This is a genomic window from Chloroflexota bacterium (assembly GCA_026706485.1).
Lineage (GTDB): Bacteria > Chloroflexota > UBA11872 > UBA11872 > UBA11872 > JAJECS01.
In genome coordinates, this window is record JAPOYR010000002.1 from 38,047 (window position 1) to 56,663 (window position 18,617).

An 18,617-nucleotide genomic window follows, 5' to 3' on the forward strand; every position below is an offset into this window, starting at 1 on the left:
CTTGCTGTTGGTTCTTTAGGTGCCAATTCCTAGGCCGGTGACCGGCGGGTCGGTTCGCCTCCCACTTAGTCGCGTGCTGAACCTACAGCGCACCACCGGCCAAGCGATACTGCCAAGGCACGGCAGGTACGTTGTCGGCACGTCCCCAGAGCGACCCGCCGGCAAGGACCACAGTTGTCCACCTGGCGGCCAGGGCGAGGGTAGACCGAATTCCGCTGATTGTGAGTCGGAACGGGCACACCAATCGATGGACTTCAGTAGCCAGACTGGTAGCCTCTGGAGCTTGTAGCCGCTCTCTGAGATCAATCACATAGGTCGACCATTAGACTAGCCAGCCGCCGATAGCTACCCCGCCGCAGACACTCCTGATTCTCCACCAGATAATCTATGGTCTCACCGAGCCACATCGATTGCCTAATCCTAGACGTGAATACCTTTGGCGAACATATCAAGGGACGAGATCCAAATTCGCGTTGCGATGACTCGATCGAGGAGAAAGAGCGATGCTCGATCTATCGTGAGCGGCGCAGGCTTAGTCCATGTCCGTCATAATCATAGGCATCTCCGTTACGCTCCGCCACAGTCCCGAGTGCTTCGGTTATGACTTCGTCCAACGCAAGTTCCGACTCAGGTTCACCGGCCCTCGCAAACGACATTTCCGATCTCTCTGCACTTGCCGATACCAACCCCAAATAGAATTTCTCATATTGCTCGTCCCGACCTGCCGGATCATCACGGCCAGTAAACAGTCTGAGGCCTCGATGCGCATTCTCGATTGTCGAGGCACGCCGCTCGGTGCCGTCAAATTGAGCACCGTTGTCGAATACGAATATGCCAACCAAAGTCGCGTAGGGGAATCTTCGATGGAGAGTGACTGCCTCAAATAACATATCTCCGCGCCTATTGGTGAAGTTCTTTTGATAATTCCTCGACCGCCTGTCAGCGAAATTGATACACTTCACCGAAAATGCAATGAGCAATCCAGATTCTTCGGTTGCCCAAGTGACATCTACTTTCTTGTCACCAATCCCCCCGGCCATTCTGCGTTCCGAACCAGAAGTACCCCGATTTCCCGGATACGGCCGAGCCTCACCTAAACCACGATTCCTGAGCGATTCGGCGATGACTTGAGCAAGCGCTGCTGACATCAACTCCGAATAGCCCTTCTTAGCGCTCGCACCAGCCTCCAGAGGCGGCTTGGGGTCAAGCTTACAGAGTGCATCGATCAGCCGCTCATGATCACTAGGTATCATGGTCATGTTCGCGAAAACCTACGCGATCGGAGCGCGTCCCTTGCCCTCTTTACCTGAGAAAGCCGGGCAGTTGTAGCACTACGCCTTCGATTAAGAACTACTTCATCGACCCGAACGCGAACTGCGTCGTGCATGCCGTCTCGAAGCAATTCCTCCGCCGATGCTTCCATTGACACCAGTTTATCTGCCAAAGATACGACGGCTTTAGGCGACGGTACAGGCAAGTCGGCAGCTTCACGTGGCTCCATCTTAAGTACACCGCCACCATATGAACGACCGATAATCTCTGCACCCAAGGCGGTTACCGAGTTAAGCATCGCAAGTGGAAGCAGCTCACGTGCAAATCGAGTCTCGGCGTTTAGACACAGACCGTGTACCGAGTTGAGGGCATGAACTTCCGCTGTGTTTGATACAAGACGTGGCGAGTCGTGGCTCATATAGCTAATGAAGATGTCGGCTATCTTTGGGAGCGGAATTCTCCACCACGGACGCCGCACCTTGCACTTGTAGGCTTCATGGACACACTGTTGTTCACCAACAGCTACGTATGCACGAGCTGCAGACGAGGTAAGATTGTCATCCGGATAGAACAAGAGAGTTTGAGCTTTTCGTTCAGCAAGGTGGCGGTGCACTTCAGAGGAATATTTTAGGCCGTGAAGAGCATGAGAACCCGGCGGCAAGACATCAATGAGATCGTTGGAGTCCAGGGCCAATTTCTCTGCGCGGTCGTGCGACATTCGAAAATAGGAGTTGTTTCCGCTAACTGCTCCCAGCTGGATTGTTCCCCAGGTTGAAAGAGGCACAAAGTCTTCCGAGTCCAGCAACGTGCGGTAAACGTCGAGTGACTCCGGCGGAACTAGCGCAGGCGTCCACTTTATCTCTTCCGGGGCAGGCGTCCACGCTCTCCGTCTAACTCTGCCGTTCTGAAGACCATCGATATCTTCAACCTGCATTAGATCAATTGAGGTAGTAGAGCCAGTTCCTTGAGCAAGTAACAAGACAATCTCGCTGAGCACTCCTGGAAATACTCGCTTTTCGAATGTGACCAAGGTCACTCGGGCAAACCTTCCCATCAGATACTTGCGGACGGGCGCCGCATACCTGACGTGTAGTAATTCGGCAGGAAGGATGAGTGCCATTCTGCCGTCGTGCCTGAGGAAGCGAGAAGCGTGAATGACGAATGCCGCCCAGGAACTGGCGAGGCCATTGAGTCTGACTCCGGCTGCCAGCGCCGCTCGTTGCGCTTTCGCCCGGGCAGCGCCCGCAAATTCCTGATAGCGAACAAATGGAGGATTCCCGACCACTGCGTCTGCGGTCGGCGCGGGAGCGACATCAAAAAAGTCAGCCGTCTCGATGCGCACGCGCGCACCCAAGGCGGCAACAGCCGAACGAGCGGTGTCGCTAGCCGCCGGATCAAGCTCGAATCCGATGATGGACTCGCCCTGCGGGGTATCAGGAAGGCTCAGGGCCTGTATTCGCTTCCACGCAGCCTTCAGGAATACGCCCTCTCCGCAGGAAGGCTCAATAACCTCGTCGCACGGCGTGCAAATCGCCCAGGCAGCCAAGTATTCGGCAATCTGCGGCGGCGTGTAGAACGCACCGCGAGCCTTCCGAAACGAGCCAGCGACCGTCTAGTCCCTCCGAAGGCTGCCTGATGCACCGTAGCACGCTTGTTGCGCGCGTTCGAAGTCGGTGTCGCTGGTAGGCAGCCGCCGGAGTTTCAAAACTTTCGGCCCGGACCCTGAACATTCTGGCTGCCGAGGAGAACGTCATGAACGTTGAAAGCCAGAGTCAGCCGACGGCGAACCAGAGTGGCTGACCCTCACGCGGCGTGACGCACGATGGCCGTGCAACGGTGTCCTGTCCCAGGCCATGGCTGACCCTCACGCGGCGTGACGCACGTCTTGCCTTGGCGGACGGCGTGAACCTCAAAGGCCTGATGCACGACCCCTTGGTCCTGTACTAGGTCAGCGGTCAGCAGACCCTAGGATTGGGACTGGCATAGTCGAGGTTGAGGACGTTTCCGAGCCCCTTGGGTGCCCAAGAGATCTCACCAGTTGGACCCCAGTGGCCTGGACTTCGCCGCAAGTCTTCGAGATCTGTCTCGGCAATTCTCGGAAACCACGCGAACGTTGCCCATCCGCCCGAGCCGTCCACATAGTGCAACTCTACGAGGACACTGAGACGTGAGCCAGCCATTGCAAATGACCAACCACCGGATCCCGGCGTTGAGAGGGCACGCGATTTTGGAGCCACCGGACAGCCTGTACAACGAGTGCGCCATTTGTTCAGAGACGTGCCCGCAAGTGGCACGAAATCGCCATTCCTCGGCAGCCAACCGGACGCTAGTTGGACGGCAGCTTCCGTGCCCGTAGCGTGTGCGCATGAGCATTGACTTCGAAAGCCCGTTTCGCACGGAGCTTGCCGCCGGCCTGCGGCGCATCGCCGAACGCACCGGGATCGCAGAGGAACACCATCGCCGCTCGTTCCTCGTCGAACAACTGCTAGTCCGACTTCTGGCCGACGCTCCCGACCGCTGGGTCCGTTTCGACGATTGGCGGCTGGAATACCGCTACGACGGCAGAGTTTCCGCACAGGGCGTGTCTGAAGAGGCCCGTGAGCATGCTCGCGCGGCCGTGGACGCTGCGTTGCGGCGGGCCACCGAGTACCAGGGACTTGAGCCGGTGCAGCTGGCGGTCCGTCACAGCCATCGGTGGCCACAGGTTCTCCATGGGCCCGCCCTGGCCTACCACGTCGAGGCCTCCGACGGCGATGAGGATATCGGCGACGTCGACCTGCTGGTGGGGTTTGCATTCCCCGCCGAAGACGAGATCGAGCGGATCGCCGGCCTCGACGTGCTGGCGGCCAAGGACGAACCGCCGCCGTTGCTCCCGACGCGCACTCGGCTAGCAAAGAGCGCGGACCGCTTTGGGGCCTACACGGGCCTCACGAGCCGCTTTCCCGGCTGCCAGGACCTGCTGACCATCGCGCGTTTTGCGCAGCATCTGACCTGTACGGCGCATGAGGTGCGGCAGGCGCTGGCGCGCACGTGGCCGTGCAATGCCTCGCCGACCTGGCCGCTGGCAGTGCCGGCGCCGCCGCCATGGTGGGCCGACGAATATCGACTCAGCGCGGTCGAACTCGGTCTAACGCCAACTCTGGCTGTCGGTCACGCGTGGGCCGCGGCCCTGCTGGATCCCATCCTCAGCAGCACGGTTCCGCCGGGGGCGCAGTGGGATCCCACGGAGGCCCGGTGGGATCAAAGTGTCCCGGAGGGCTGCCGTAGTGCCTCCGGGGCATGAAATCGCCTCAGTCGCCCGCAGAGGCGCCTAAGGACGGGCCTGCGGACGCCGAGGGGCCGTCGACGCACCACGCGTGCCTGGCATCGCGGGGACCGTAGGCCGGCCGCCAGATGGCCCCGAATGGATCGGCCACCAGCTCCGCCTCCGAGGTCGCCGCCACGTACATCCCGTTCCGTAGGCGCTCGTAGGGCAACTGGTCGAACTGGTCGATGACATCCGTCGCCAGTTCCGCGATCGCCGCCGCCCGCGTCGCCGTGATGCTCACCACCCGCAAGGCCGGGAACATCGGGTAGACGGACGGCCAGGTCTTGGAGAGCCAGAAGCGGGCGTAGCGCCGGACCTTGGCGGCATAGCGCTTCAGGGGCTGGGTCCCCCGGTCGATCTCCAGGAACGCCCAGTGCTCACGATCATGGACCTGCAACATGACGATGGCGTCGGGATGCACGCTCCGCTGGAGCTTCGCTCCCCGTGGCAGGTACCGCACGCGACTGAAGGGGTCTGAGGTCCACTGGTGGACGTGGGTTCCGGGACTCTGCCTAGAGGCTTGCCAAACAGCCACGAGACAACGATTGGCAGCGAGCTGGTGATGCACGAAGACTGATTTGGCGGTGGGAGCATCGGGATCTACGGGGATGTCCACGATCGGAATGTCGGCAGCCTGGGAGAGCACCTGAGCGCCTGCAGGGGCGAGTGCATAGATGTAACTGGAACGACCACCACCAAGACCACCACGAGTGAGTTCAAAGCGGTGAACGTAGCCTTTGCGATGGAGCTTGGTGCAACAGGCCTGACAGGCGCGCCGGCTGGAGGTGGTGAAGACGAGGGCGGCAATCTGCTCCACGGAGAGATAGCGGTGAAGACGAAGCACCCGCAGGACTTGAAGTTGCCGGGCGAAGGGGTGCTGGGCGGGCATCGGGCAGCAGAGGTTATTCCAAGGATTCGGAGCTCTGAAGGAGAAACGGATCCGGGAATAACGTTCGGCGATGCGTACCCCCGGAATCTGGGGGGCCGAGGCGTCCAGGGACAGACCGGCCCTTCAAGAGATGGTCTCGGGTGGGCCGAAATTCGCGAGGCGACGGTGTTTGGCTCCAGATGCAATGCAGGGCGCACCGGTTGCCGTACCAGACGGCGCAACGATCGCTGGGGCAACGCTTGACTCGCAGGGCTGAATGCATGGAGTCCAAGGGCTGCGTTGCTCGGACACCGGGACGCCGGATGCAGGCATGAACCGGCTTGGCCGGCGCCGGCAGTCGGACGGCGAGCACGGCCAGAGCCGAAGAGTGCCCGGCCGCAAGCGGCGCGGCAACGGATGCCAAGTCGCAGGCCATGACCTGAGGATGCCTCCCGATGACCGGGCGGACGAGGGCATGTCCGGCCGGCGTCCGGTCGCGCCGGCTTGCTCGCCCGGCCGGCAGTCGATGTAGCCGAGGCCTGCGCCACGTACAGAAAAACCCAGGCTGCATCGAGGTACTCGCCGTGGCACGGCGCTCTGGGCGGTCCAGAGGCGCCCCAGCGTGCCCCTCTGATCATGCTGCCGACCACAAGCGCTCGCCTCCGGGGCGCGGCGCTCGCCTGTCGCCGGTTGGGACCATCTGTGCAAGGCCCGTCGGACACCCGGATGGCGGGGCTTGGCCGACACGACGGTCGCCCAGCTGCGGCGAGCCGTTGCCGCGTCGCCGCTGCGGGCGATGCGTAGCCCCGTCGACTTCGACGCCTCAGTAACAGACGGCGCCGTCCTTCTCGAAGCACTGAGGCCCTGCGGAGCCACCTAATCGCCGCCGCGGCGGTTCGCGATCGATGCAGCAGTTCGCGTAGCGGCCGGCACAACATCGAGCCGGCCATGGGCACCGGGCGACAAAGGAATGACGCCTTTGCCAGCTCCGCAGCCCAATGGGCCGTCGGCCTAGAGATTGTCGAGTGGGCTGCTGCGTCGGTGGGCCTCCACCAGGTCGCCCGTCGCCAGCGTCACGTAGCGGTTGGTGGTCGCCAGCGAGGCGTGCCCCAGCAGCCGCTGCAGCGTCAACGGGTTGCCGCCGTTGCGCAGGAAGTGCACCGCGAAGGTGTGCCGCAGCAGGTGGGCATAGAGCCGCGGGATGCGGGTGCGGCGACGCAGCCGGCGCACGATGTGGCTGACCTGCGCGGTGTCCAGCGCCCGTCCCGAGGCCGTCACGAAGAGCCGGTCGCTGGATTGGCCCAGGCCGGGCGGGCGGTGATGCAGATAGCGCCGCAGCAGGCTCAGGGCGCGGCGCCCCGCCACCACCACGCGGGACTTCTCCCCCTTGCCCACCACCCGCAACTCGCCGATGTGGAGATTGACGTCCCCGTGGCGCAGGGCCACGAGTTCGCCGGTCCGCATGCCGGTGTCCACCAGGAGTCCCACGATCGCCGCCGTGCGCCGGTCGTAGGTCTTGCGCGGATCGAACACCGCCAGCAGCCGTTCCACCTCGGCGGCGGTCAGCGGTTGGATCTCGGCCTGCGGCACCTTGGGGAGTCGCAGTCGCTCCAGCCGGTGCTCCGGCGTGATGCCCTCGTCCCACAGCCAGCGGGCGAAGGCGCGCAGGGCGCGCGCGTGCTGGTTGAGGGTGGCCGGCGCCAGCTTCCCGCCGCACCGCTCCGGCACGTCGACGAAGCGCGGTTGCTGCTGCAGGTGCACCAGGTAGCCTCGGGCCGCGTGGCGGCTGAGCGCGTCGCCCGTGGGCGCGTGCCCCAACTGCGCCTCCAGGAACCGCGTGAAGCGGTCCAGGATGCGCGTGTACATCACGATGGTGCCGCGGCTGCGGCGGGAGGCCTGGAGGTGCAGCAGGAAGGACTCGCCAAGGTCGGCCAGGGGTGGGCTGGCGTGCGGCGGCCGCGGCGTGTGCATGGGTCCCAGGATGGGGATCCGCAGGTCGATCGGGCGAGCGCCCGTCCGATCCATGTCCGGTCCGGGTCCGCCGCCGGTCGGGTCGAGGCCAGAAAAAGGCCGTTGATCACTTCGCATGAGACGCACCGTCTGGGCACGGCCTGCAGATGCGCTCCGAGACCCGGCTAACAGGTTTGGATCGCGCGTCACCTCTGATGAGCGGCACCCCCGGCGGGATTCGAACCCACGACCGTCGGCTTAGAAGGCCGGTGGTTGCCACGAGCTAGGCTCCAAGGATTCGCGTCGGATCGACGTGAGCTCCGTTCTGCCTAACTTCGAAGTGCAGATGCGGACCCGTCGACGCGCCCGAGCTTCCCAGCCCGCCAATGGCATCTCCTCGGTGAACCGCCATTCGAATGGTCATTCCGTAGCCACTCAACGTGCCCGGCTGGAGATGCGCATAGAGCGTCTGCCAGCCACTGCCATGGTCCAGAACGATGAAATGTCCGTAACCGTCAGGATCCCAGCCGATCGTGGTGATCACGCCATCAGCGGCCGCCCGCACCGGCGTGCCGAGCTGAGCCGCGATATCGATGCCCCAGTGAGGACACATGGCGGCCGTGCAGCCTCCGTAATGCGTGGTCATGCGCCCAACCACCGGCCACAGCCAAGTCCGGGGAGGTTCCTCGCCGACGATCAATGAGTCGGGTTCGACCTGTTGACGCCAACCCGGCGAGCCGTGGTCGATCCCTGCCACGCCTGTGCCGAAGGGCCCAAACACGGCGGCCAGGAAAAGAGACGCGGCCAGTAACACGGTCATCGCAGGCAGCACACCTATCACCGCAGCTGCCCCGAGTGCACACGCGGCCGCAGGATGCACGTCGCGCGATTCCTCCCGCGTGCGCGCGACCAAGATCTGCGCCGCCATTCGTAGCCCGAAACCGACTAGGCGCCGGCCTACAGCACCGAGCCAAGGCGCAGGCATCGCGACGTGCTAGTCCTGCATCATCAGCGACCGGGTGGTCGTCGCGGCGCCGTGCCGGCTGCACGGACAGTTCGCGCGTCGCGCACCAGATTTCGGACGGCCACGTATTGATGGACCCCACGGCCCCACACGGTCTGCGGCGTGATGGCCGGCAATTGCGACATTCCGGCCATGAGCCATCGCGGGAATTGGAGCACCACCCCGAGACTCACGATCAGCATGGCGATCGAGAGCAAGCTCGGCGGCTGCGCCGCGATGATTCCGAATACCACCACCAATCCAAAGACGATGGCCGCCTTTTCGAAGACCACGTGCGCGACTCGCTTCACCCAGGCATCCATCAGCCCGCGGGCAAATGGCAGCAGACTGAGCACCATGACCAGTGGCGCCGCCACCACCAATACCCAGATCCAGATCATTCGCAGGGCGAACTTCATGGCCAGCAGCACAACTTCGAGCAAGAGGATCAAGTAGAGCAGCGTGCGGAACAGGGTCGTCCAGAGCCCGCCGACGACGCCTCCGGTTCCCGCGGTGCCCCAGCCCCAGCGCTCGAAAAGCTCAATTGGGCTATCGCGGTCGATCACATCGCCCCCAAGGGTCACGAACGCCTGCACCAACAGATTGTTGAGCTGCAACATGGCTTCGACCATGGCGTAGCTCGCCAGGGCAAACCCCACAGCCACCACCGTCTGCCCGGCGAAGGCTCGCAGATCGACCGGCGCTCCCATGAACACCTTGTAGAGCGCGAAACCGACGAAGATCACCACTACCAGGGAGATCAACGGTGTCTGCGCATTCAACGCCAGATCGCGCGTGCGATCCCACATGGCGCGAAGCGCCTGGTTGGCTTTGGAAGGGACGTAGAAGTCCTTGAGGGCCGTACCGCCCGGCACGGCGGCAAACGCGCGGTCCATCGCACCGCCCGGGTCCGGCTCGATACTGTCCGGAACGGTCAGCATCCAGCGCCAGGACTAGGCCAAGGGGGCATGCAGAGCCTGGGTCAGCGAGGTGGTGGCACCCAGACTCGCCGTCGCGGCGACGGATCCGGGATCGCGCCACACCGGTGGAAACAGTGAGGTTAGCGTCACTCGGAGCGTCTCACCCAGGCGGTCTGCCAAGGGCTCGGTTAGCTCATCGGCGATATCGTCCGCCGAGTCGGATGAGACCGTATCGCCAGGCGTAGTCGTATCGGCGGTCGCAGGCGTGTCGGCCAATACCGGAGCCGGCAAGCAACAGACGAGCACCGTCGCCAGACCGAGCACGGCCGCGACGAGCCACCGGCACATCGCGGCCGCTAGGCGCCGGGCTTGGGCGCGACACCGGCGCGACGGCGCGCGCCCACTGCATCCACCCTAAACGCCGGTGTCTCCAACGCCACCCGCTCGCCGGCGCCAACGAGCGCCAGCCCTTGACCGCGACGCGCCTGCGCGAGGATGGCGAGCTCTTCGTTGCTCAGGGCAAAGGCCTCGCGCAACGCCCGCTCGTGCGTCCGATGTTGGCGGAATAACAGAGTCGCGGCGCAGTTCGCGAGGATCGCGCGCGCCTTCGGCTCCTCGACGAGGTCGGAGACATCCTGCGACACCAGCAGCAGCATGGTCTGCAACGCCCGCGCCGTCTTGGCCAACTCAAGAAGGAAGTCGGCGCCCTGCTCGCAGCCGAGCAGCGTCCACGCCTCGTCCACCACGATCACGCGCCGCCGGTGCTCGCGATCCATCCAGTTTCGGAGATGGAGCAGGATCACGTAGTAGACCAGCGGCAGAATCTCGGCCTGGTCGGCCCGCTGGTCGCGCAGGGCAAACACCGTGCAGTCGTTGCTCAGATCGACGTTGGTTGGACGATTGAAGAGCTCGGCCAACTGCCCGGTCGTAAAGCGCTTCAGCCGCTCCAGCAGATCTCGCGCGGCTTGGCCGTACATGGCGTCGTGGCCATATCGATCCTCGATGAGCCTCACGAAGTCGGATGTGGTGGGTGGCGACCGGCCGTAAGTCGACGGATCGGCCGCCTCAATGTGCCGTCTTCGGAAGGTGGGCTCGATGGCGTTGTCGATGATGGTCCGCTGCTGCTCGCTGAGACCCCCGAGGGCCAGCCGCCAGAATCCGCGCAGGCCGCTCGCCACCCGTGCGAAGCCGCGGGCGTCGCTCACGCCGGCCAGGTCCCAGACGTTGATGGCCTGCGACGACGCCATCGCCGGCTTGAGCATCTGTCCGTTGCAGACTCGGGCGAGGGCGCCGTATTCATTCTTGGGGTCGAGGACGGTGAGGCTGGCCCCTGAGAGCCACAACCCAAAGGCGATCTGCTTGGCGCAGTGGCTCTTGCCGCCGCCGCTCTGGCCCAACACCGCGAGGTGGGGATTCTCGTGGCGTTCGGCAAAGGGATCGATGATGACCGGGGCATGGCCGTGGCCGCCACCCACCGTCGTGCCCAGGAAGATGCCACCGGGCTCCGCGAGACCCGGCGCATGAAATGGAACTGCGGCCGCCAGCGGGCCGGTGGTCAGTCCACGCCAGCGGCCGAGGCGATCCTCTGCCAACGGCAGCAAGCTGTGCAGGCCGTCCTGCTGGTAGCCGACCACGCGAGAGGCCGACATTCCGTGTCCCGCAAGCTCCGCCTCGACATCCTGGGTGGCCTGCTGAAGGGATTCCGCACTGTCCGCAGCAACTCCGATCACCAGCGAGGTGCGAACGTAGCGCTCGCGGGCCCGGAATGCCTCGTGGACGTCTTCGAGATCTTCCAGCCGCTGACGCGAGGCGCGGGCGGCCGCGGGGTTCAGTTCTTCGCCAGCTGCCACCTCGCTGAGCAGCTCGCGCTCGGTGCTGGACAGACGACGGCGAATCGTGCGGTCGTCGACCGGCGAGACGAAGAGCGCCAGGTCGAGGTCGTGCTTCAGCGTGGCGAACCAGCGCAGCCAGCCGGCGTCGACTTCCCGCGGGTAGCCACGCAGCGCCAGGATGCGCAGGTGGCGGGCCTTCGGCCCTGGACCCTGGACAACCAGATGGTCCGGTTGGCACGCGATCCACTCCGGAAACGGATCGGCAAGGTCAAAGCCGAAACGCGTGACCGGGAGCGCCCCGCTCCGGTATTTGATTCGGCCACCGGAGCCGTTCGCTCTCATCGCATCCTGCACTTGCTGCACGGGCGAAGATTCCGATCGAAATAGGCCCTCGACCAACTCAATGAGGTCGAGCCCCTCGAGGCGCCGACTGCTCATGCCGGCTCTTGCTAGGCCCTCGCAGACCAACCGCACCCGCGCCTCAAGCGCGCCGGGATTCACAGGTCCGTGGTCGGAGGACGGTCGCCTCGACCACCATCGACGTGAGCGTGACGGCTGGCCGTGCGCCAGCAATACAAAGCAGCGCACCTGCCGCATGTGCCAGCGACCGTGGGCAGCACGTACGGCCTCGGCATACGTCGTCGGCCGTGGGGCGTCACCATCGACCTCGGCGGTCGCCACTCCCAGCAGCCGGTGCCGCAGGTCGAGCTTGTCATCCCACGTCGCCGACCAATGGCGGACTGCATCGGTCAAGTGAGTGGCCGGTTCGAACGCGCGATTGCGCAGTACGATCTGGACCGGACACGGGAGACTTGTCAGCAGTTGCGCCAGCCCGGACACGGCCGATGCCATTCGCGCTTCGGCCAGCAGATCGAGATTGAGTGGCCGGACTTCGAGCGCGGCGACCAGCGCGCCGTCGGACCGCAGAATGCCCTGCTGCCCGATCCCGCGCACTCCCAGCGGTAGCGGTGGATGGTCGTACGGGCCGTCATCAAGGTCTTGCAGACGTCGGAGCTGGGGCTCTCCGCTCGACGGCTCCCTCGACCGGCTATCCGTCGACACGGAATCCCCACCTGTGCCGGATGACGGTGGCAGACGCTTGATCCGGCAACTCCAGGAGATAGAGCGGATCGGGAATTCGCAGACGCCGTGGTGCCCGCAGCGGTGGTCGGCGTCGGGCGACGAGACGCGGACGCAGCCAGAACCGGCCCAGCGCCACGAGGTGTCGGTCGAGCGGTTGATCATCGACCCGCACCCGCATGAGCGACCACCCAAGCAAGACCGGAAGCGCGAGGGCGAACCCCACCAGCGGGCCGAGACCGAGCCACGGCACCAGGACCGCGATCAGCCCGAGCTCGAACCCACCCAGAGCCACCAGCCAGAGCAGCTCGCGGTTGGTCAGGCGAAAGCCACCCAACGGCCAGCGGGCCGGCACATGTTCCAGATCCTCCGGGATGACGAAGCGCAGGGGCGAGGCCGGCGACGTCACGTCCGGCCACCCATCGTGTCGACCAGAAACTCGACCGCGGCCTGCAGCAGCCCGAAGTTGAAGGCCATCACCAACCCGTAGACCACCAGCGCCTGCATGGCGAAGCGGCGGGCCTCGAGCTGCGCCTCGACGCTATTAGAGGTCCAGGCGGCAATCGCCTTCCAGCCAATCGCCGCAGCCACCGCCAGGCTGGCAATCGCGGCCAGAAAGCCCTTGAGGGACTCCACCGCAAATGTGATTGGGTCGGTCGTCTGCGCAAACGCAGGCACGGCCGGCAATAGCATCAAGGCCAACAGGGTGATCGCCAGGCATGCGCGTCGACCTATGCTCACGGCTGCACCTCGCACGCCGCCTCGGGCACGGAGGCAAAACTCCGCACGACGCGGCGCAGCACGGCACGCAGTCCGCCGGGGCCGCTTCCAGGATGCGGGGGCCTCGACTGCATGAGCCCCAGGCGCTCGGCCACCTCGTCGATGGCCGAGCGAAAGGCCTCGAGCTCGTCGATCATCCAGCTGTGCGGGAGCTCACCGCGACTCTGGGCCACCCCCACGTAGGGATGTGCGTCCGGGATCACCCCGATGACTGGGATCTCGAATCCCACGCCCTCGGCAACCAGCTTGGCGATTTCTGAGACGCGGCGGCGGTCGCGGGGTCGAACGCGGTTCAGCAATAGGAATAGCCGGTCCTCAGGCATGAATTCCGGCCCAATGTCGCGGCGGACCATCGTGATATCGCGAATGGCATTGACGATGTCGGCCTGTGCCGGAGTGACCACGTAGAGAATGCGATCCGCCCGCGCCAGCGGCTGGAACCGCCAGTGGCCGTATTCGGTGGGCAGGGTGACCACCACGGCTCCATAGGGAAAGTCACGCGCCGTGACCAGCAGCTCGCGGATCAGGTTCGGCTCTTCGCGCTCGAAGCGCGCGTTCCACTGCGCGGCTAGGTGGTCGTCGGCCAGGCCGACCATCACATGAAAGTTGCGGAATCTCTGTAGACCCGCCTGAAAACCGTCACGATTGGGCTGGCGCAGAAACGCCGCGACGCCGGGAGTCGCATCGACCCCGCAGTAGGCCGCTAAGTCATCCTTGGGATCGCTCCCCATCAGTAGGACCGGCACGTTGCGCTCGGCGATCGCCCAGGCCAGGTTGGAGGCGAGGGTGTCCTTGCCAATCCCTCCCTTGCGCGCCGTGAGGCAGACGATCGATCGCCCCGCCGGCGGCACGGCCAATCGCTCCGCCAATTGCTCGGCGGCGGCCGTCTCATGCTGTCGTGCCCGCTGCTGCGCGGCCCGTGTGGCGCAACCGAGCGTCCAGGCCCGTCCGATCACCTCGGCGGCGTCGACGGGCCGATAGTGCACGGCATCGACGGCTGGCAAGCGCTCTAGGTCGTCGTTCATGCCGTCGTGCCAAACCTCGATGAGCACTATTGCGCGCGTGCCCTGTGCTTGAAGATCGGTCAAGAACACCAGCAAGCCGTTGTCGGCGTCCTCGGGGAATAGCTCGGTCCCGACGATGACAACGTCGGGCTGGCTCGCCGCTACGTGGGCCGCGGCGTCGGCGCCATCCGTGGAGAGGCCGGCCAGCTCGAGTTGGCCGGCCGGCCGCTGGGCCATGGCGGCACGGACCTCCTGAATCTCGGCGGCGCGCAGCAGACACAGGTGTACCCGGATCGGCAGGCTGGTCCCCTGATCGCTCACGACCGGGTCGGGCTCCTTCGCTCACGCAGGGCGGCGGCGTCGGGGAGGCGCGACGCCGCCGCCGGCGTGCGGGTGCGCGCCAATTGCGCGCTGAGATCAATCTAGAAGCGCGCGAAGGGTTCTGGAATCCAGGATTCCGTAATCGTCGCGGTCAGGGGGGACTACCGCGGATCGAGTGGTCGACACGTTCGTCGTGCGAGCGGATCGGCCTAAGCATCCATGGATCACGGCGCACGGGACCGTGCCGCGGCGTTGCTCGCCACACCTGTTGCCTGCACCCCGACCGATCCAACCGTCCCGTGTACCTCCCAACAGAGTCGGAGTCTGAGTCGAGCACCGATCTAGCGAACTAGTCCGCGCCGTGCGGCGATCAGACAGGCCTCGGCTCGATTCCGGGTGCCGAGCTTCCGGTAGATCACCGTGAGAGCCTTGTCCACGGTATTCACGGCGATATGCAATTGGTCCGCGATCTCACGCGACGTCAGGCCACGGGCACCGGCGGATATGATTTCGGTCTGGCGCGGCGTGAGCTCTTCCAGGACCATTTCAGGTTGCTCACCGGCAGGCGCGCACGCGTTGAAGAAAGCATCGCGCACGGACTGCCCGATGGTGACGTGCCCAGCGGCGGCGCCGCCCACAACCTCGTGCACTTCCTGCGATGGAGCCGTGGCGGCCAGCAGGCCGTCGGGCCTCGTCAGCAGCGTGTCCCACAGGCGCTGCTTGCTGTGTAGCGCCACAACTACTCGGGTGGCCGGGTAGCGGGTCCGGATCGAAATCGCCCGTTGCAATAGCCGGGTACGGGTGGCCTGCGCCTCGGACACTGTCACCACGACGTCAACGCGGCGACGTGCGCACGCGACGACCGCCGCATCGGCACTGTGCACAATCCCGATCACCTCAATCGACGGTTGATCCTCCAACTGGCATCGAACCCTGTTGGCCGTGTCTGGAACCGTAGCCAGCACCAGCACACGCACGCGGGGTGGCCGATCACCAGAGGCACCAGCCACTGTTGCTAGAGAGACCGCCGGCGGTCGTCGGGTGGGACCCGCCCTCCAGCCTCGTGCGTGTGTTGACATCGCAGACCAGATCACTATGGTGGTGACCGATTATCGTAGTGACGGCCGGGAGGCCCTGTCAATACTATTGTGCCGATAGTTCACAATAGTGATTCACAGCTCGGGGACCTGGAAGACATGTCCCTGCGCATGCGCTATCTGTTTGCCACGGTTCGCAAGTCCGATAACACCGCCTACACCGTCGAGGAGGTCGCGCACGGAACCGGCGTCTCCCTGACCTACCTTCGCAACATGCTGGCCGGACGCCAGGACAATCCCAGCCGAAAGGTCATCGCTGCAATTGCCCGCTTCTTTCGCGTCTCGCCCGCCTATTTCTTTGACATGGATGGCGAGAGCAACGCGGAGCGTGAGGCACCGGCATCCGAGATCGAGGTGGCCCTTCGATCGGCCGATCGCCTGGGGCCGGAAGGGCGGCAAATCCTGCTTGACATGATTCGACTCGCCCAGCGGATTGTGGGGCAACGCAGTCCGGACTCGTGAACGCGCTGCTCGAGGCGCGGACGCTGTTGTGCAAGCTGGGACTCAGTGGCTGCCACTTCAATCGCGATCTCTTCCTGGAGCGGCTGGAGTCGCGTATTGAGATCAAGGTCGTCGCAGTGCCGGACTCTCGATTGCCGGCCGGTGGAATCTCCGGCGCGCGAATCACAACCGACGGATCCCACGTGGTGTTCTATCCCGCCGGCGCCTCCCACCGACTGCAACTGGCAGTCATCTGCCACGAGTGCGCTCACCTGGTGCTCGACCACACCAGCCGATCCGTCAATGATGTTCTCGCCGGGACCAACACATCGTCGCCCAACGACGAACTCGCCGCCGAAGCGTTAGGGGCCGCCCTCGTGCACTTCGCCGAACGGCCGGAGCGGCTACGGTCGCTCGTAGAGGGCGTGGGTCTGCAGGGAGAAAGCCAAGGGCACCGGGAATTACGCGCGAGTCTTCGAGACTTCTTTAGACCACACGCACCGCGTAATTCTTAGGAACTCTGCTCAGTCGGCATCGGCCCGCTAGCGCCTCACCCCACGGTTCACGCTGGCTTATCGTCGGCGATCTCCAGCCAATCGTTGCCGGAGGTCACGCCTCACTTCGCCCCATGACGCAAGCGTAGCGACCCGTACGTGGCGGCGTCACGCCGTCCCAAGGGGTAGCGCCGCCTGAGCCCTGTCACAGCCGGGGGAATCGACTGTTCGCGCCGTGCGACAGCACGCAAAGACCTGAAGGATCTGAGAGCCAAATCCCTCCCCCAACCGTTGGACCAAGGGACCGGCAAGCGGCCGCGCGTAGGTAGGTAATCCCTGCTGGGCCCTAACCCGTTTCATTCTCGACGAGCACGCGCCGAAGCGCCGCTGTTTCTTCCCAGCCTGGGTATCGCCGCTCGACCAACGCCAGCGCCGGCCTTGAACCGCCTAGCACTCCGCTACCTCGATGCCACGATTCCGCGACCGCGACGTAGCTGTCGACCACCTTCAGCACCCGCGCAACTCGTGTTCTCGGCATCGGCAGCTCCACCTCACCCAACGCGTGGATCACGTCGGCTGGCACCCACACCGTCCGTGCGACGGCGGAATGCACCCCATGGTTCTGTCCGCCGGCCGAATCCCTGCTCCCGTCCAGCGTGTCGTCAGGCAGTGGACAATTCACAGCACGCAGCACCAAGTCCGTGTGCATCAGCGCGGCAGACAGGCGCAAACAGGCGATTTCGTCGTAGCTGCACTGCATCGTCCGGGCCACGTGGTCAACGAGCGCGATCAGTTCAGCGCGCCATCCCAAATCGCGACCACGAACGAGATCGTCCTTGGTCTGGAGCGCAAAGGCGATGGCAAAGTCCCGCGCCACCGTAGCGTCGATTCGGGCCGCCAATGTCATCAGGATGCGTGGCGGCGCGAGAGCCAGCCAAGACAGCACGCCATATCCGGATAGGAACTCAGAGAGTGTTCCCTCGGCTGCCTCAGGGCTCAGACCAAGCCACTTCGCCTGAACGCTAACGAAGAGCAGGCCCTTCATTCCCGCGTATGCCAGAGCGGCCACCGCCGCCGCATGGAGGAATCGCAAGTTCATCAGCTTCGACAGGGGCAGTCCGACTCGATAGCGGGACCTGCCAACTTCGAGCAGGCTTCCCGCGATGACAGCCATACAGACCAGGTGCAGCCCCATGCCTAGCCAGATACTCCAGGTGGAAGTCTGGCCGAGCTCCACGACCGAACCATGACCGGGCAGCCACCAAACCAAGAGTGCTGCGGCTAGGGCCGAGACTAGAAAGATCGGACGGTGGCGTTCGCGTATTCCGAACGTGGTGGTAACCAGCGCCAGAACCAGGAGCACCGCCACATTGCACAGATTCTTGACCAATTGACGGTGATCGACATCTGCGCCCACTTGCAGGAAGAGGGGCCAGAGGACTTCGATCACTGCGGCGCCCAACCAAGCACAGAAGCCAACCAGAACCAGCAATTGAGCCGCTGTCGGCCGCCCACCGCGAATCCGGCCGACCACGGTCACCATCCCGTATGCGGCACAGGCCATCTGCACCACCTGCCAAAGACTTGACGACGGCACGCTCGAACTCACCTTCAGATCGGGCGCCTCGCTTGCCAGAACCGCGGTCGCCTTGAAGTCGACCACCGGTAGTCACCAGACTCTGTCTAGCTGTACTGACCACAAGGGTGTGCGACACGGCGAACGGGTGGGAGGCCGCCCAACGAGCCGTGGGGACGCCGCCGGTTATACCACTGCAACCAGCCGAGGAGCGCCCGCGTGCAGTGAGCGCTGGTTGGGTAGGCGAAGGCTTAGGCACACGTGTGTAAGAGGATTTGAACGAAGCGTTCGGCTTTGCCGGTGGTCCTGGGCGAATAGGGCCGGGTGCCCAGGTGCCGCAGGCCGTGCGTCATGCATTGCCGGCGCCACGCGGCGGAGCGATAGGCCGAGCCGTTGTCCGGCATTACCGCCTGCACCGAGATCCCCTGGGCGCGGAAGCACGCCGGCACCCGCTCCACGAAGGCGAGGGCGTCGCCGCGCCGGTCCGTGGGCCGCACCTTCGCATAGGCCAGTCGCGAGTGGTCGTCGACGGCCACATGCACGTGCTGCCACCCGGCGCGGGGGCCGCGCTGGACTCCGTCGCGGGTGATACGGTCGCCCACGTGCCAGAAGCAGCCCAACTTCTTGGTGTCCAGGTGCAGCAGCTCCGGGGGCCGCGGGACTCGGGGGCGG

At 64.7% G+C, this 18,617-nt stretch carries 15 protein-coding genes and 2 pseudogenes; 4 read left to right on the forward strand and 13 right to left on the reverse strand.

All coding sequences use genetic code 11. The features are described from left to right. Window positions 1–512: 512 nt before the first annotated feature. Window positions 513–1,259: a hypothetical protein gene (locus OXG79_00515; GenBank protein ID MCY3782254.1), complete on the reverse strand. Its 747-nt coding sequence runs from the start codon at window positions 1,257–1,259 to the stop codon at window positions 513–515. Next, window positions 1,256–2,854 (reverse strand): annotated as a pseudogene (locus OXG79_00520) (N-6 DNA methylase). The gene OXG79_00515 and the pseudogene OXG79_00520 overlap by 4 nt, the downstream one beginning before the upstream one ends. A 783-nt stretch (window positions 2,855–3,637) precedes the next feature. On the opposite strand from OXG79_00520, the gene OXG79_00525 reads away from it, so the two are divergent. Further along, window positions 3,638–4,555 carry a hypothetical protein gene (locus tag OXG79_00525; GenBank protein MCY3782255.1) on the forward strand — a complete coding sequence of 306 codons (918 nt, stop codon included), beginning with the start codon at window positions 3,638–3,640 and terminating at the stop codon, window positions 4,553–4,555. A 7-nt stretch (window positions 4,556–4,562) separates the two neighbouring features. Here OXG79_00525 and OXG79_00530 read toward each other — a convergent pair whose 3' ends face one another. From OXG79_00530 to OXG79_00550, 5 genes are all read right to left on the reverse strand, one after another. After that, window positions 4,563–5,468, reverse strand: a complete 906-nt coding sequence (locus tag OXG79_00530; GenBank protein ID MCY3782256.1) for a replication-relaxation family protein — start codon at window positions 5,466–5,468, stop codon at window positions 4,563–4,565. A gap of 990 nt (window positions 5,469–6,458) precedes the next feature. Next, window positions 6,459–7,472, reverse strand: coding sequence for a tyrosine-type recombinase/integrase (locus OXG79_00535; GenBank protein MCY3782257.1), 1,014 nt, complete (start codon window positions 7,470–7,472; stop codon window positions 6,459–6,461). A gap of 208 nt (window positions 7,473–7,680) precedes the next feature. Continuing rightward, the gene (locus OXG79_00540) at window positions 7,681–8,325 is read right to left on the reverse strand and encodes a M23 family metallopeptidase (protein ID MCY3782258.1); all 645 of its coding nucleotides are present in this window, start codon (window positions 8,323–8,325) and stop codon (window positions 7,681–7,683) included. An 80-nt stretch (window positions 8,326–8,405) separates the two neighbouring features. Next, the gene (locus OXG79_00545; GenBank protein ID MCY3782259.1) at window positions 8,406–9,341 is read right to left on the reverse strand and encodes a hypothetical protein; all 936 of its coding nucleotides are present in this window, start codon (window positions 9,339–9,341) and stop codon (window positions 8,406–8,408) included. 335 nt (window positions 9,342–9,676) lie between these two features. Then, entirely contained in the window at window positions 9,677–11,590 is a 1,914-nt protein-coding gene (locus OXG79_00550) for an ATP-binding protein (protein MCY3782260.1), read from the reverse strand. A 171-nt stretch (window positions 11,591–11,761) separates the two neighbouring features. Between OXG79_00550 and OXG79_00555 the strand changes: the two genes are divergently transcribed. Beyond that, window positions 11,762–12,118: a hypothetical protein gene (locus tag OXG79_00555; protein ID MCY3782261.1), complete on the forward strand. Its 357-nt coding sequence runs from the start codon at window positions 11,762–11,764 to the stop codon at window positions 12,116–12,118. 82 nt (window positions 12,119–12,200) lie between these two features. Here OXG79_00555 and OXG79_00560 read toward each other — a convergent pair whose 3' ends face one another. From OXG79_00560 to OXG79_00575, 4 genes are all read right to left on the reverse strand, one after another. Then, window positions 12,201–12,641, reverse strand: coding sequence for a hypothetical protein (locus OXG79_00560; protein MCY3782262.1), 441 nt, complete (start codon window positions 12,639–12,641; stop codon window positions 12,201–12,203). Further along, window positions 12,638–12,973 carry a hypothetical protein gene (locus OXG79_00565; GenBank protein ID MCY3782263.1) on the reverse strand — a complete coding sequence of 112 codons (336 nt, stop codon included), beginning with the start codon at window positions 12,971–12,973 and terminating at the stop codon, window positions 12,638–12,640. The genes OXG79_00560 and OXG79_00565 overlap by 4 nt, the downstream gene beginning before the upstream one ends. Further along, entirely contained in the window at window positions 12,970–14,337 is a 1,368-nt protein-coding gene (locus tag OXG79_00570) for an AAA family ATPase (protein MCY3782264.1), read from the reverse strand. Before OXG79_00570 ends, OXG79_00565 begins: the two co-directional genes overlap by 4 nt. Window positions 14,338–14,678: 341 nt before the next feature. Further along, window positions 14,679–15,314 (reverse strand): LuxR C-terminal-related transcriptional regulator, encoded by a 636-nt coding sequence (locus OXG79_00575; GenBank protein ID MCY3782265.1) that lies wholly within the window; start codon window positions 15,312–15,314, stop codon window positions 14,679–14,681. 219 nt (window positions 15,315–15,533) lie between these two features. On the opposite strand from OXG79_00575, the gene OXG79_00580 reads away from it, so the two are divergent. Together OXG79_00580 and OXG79_00585 are read left to right on the forward strand one after the other, a co-directional pair. Beyond that, window positions 15,534–15,896: a helix-turn-helix transcriptional regulator gene (locus OXG79_00580; protein ID MCY3782266.1), complete on the forward strand. Its 363-nt coding sequence runs from the start codon at window positions 15,534–15,536 to the stop codon at window positions 15,894–15,896. Then, window positions 15,893–16,390, forward strand: coding sequence for an ImmA/IrrE family metallo-endopeptidase (locus tag OXG79_00585; GenBank protein MCY3782267.1), 498 nt, complete (start codon window positions 15,893–15,895; stop codon window positions 16,388–16,390). Before OXG79_00580 ends, OXG79_00585 begins: the two co-directional genes overlap by 4 nt. Before the next feature lie 325 nt (window positions 16,391–16,715). Here the strand turns inward: OXG79_00585 and OXG79_00590 are convergent, their stop codons facing one another. Together OXG79_00590 and OXG79_00595 are read right to left on the reverse strand one after the other, a co-directional pair. Continuing rightward, window positions 16,716–18,032: a hypothetical protein gene (locus OXG79_00590; GenBank protein ID MCY3782268.1), complete on the reverse strand. Its 1,317-nt coding sequence runs from the start codon at window positions 18,030–18,032 to the stop codon at window positions 16,716–16,718. A 164-nt stretch (window positions 18,033–18,196) separates the two neighbouring features. Continuing rightward, window positions 18,197–18,592 (reverse strand): annotated as a pseudogene (locus OXG79_00595) (DDE-type integrase/transposase/recombinase). Window positions 18,593–18,617: the final 25 nt, after the last annotated feature.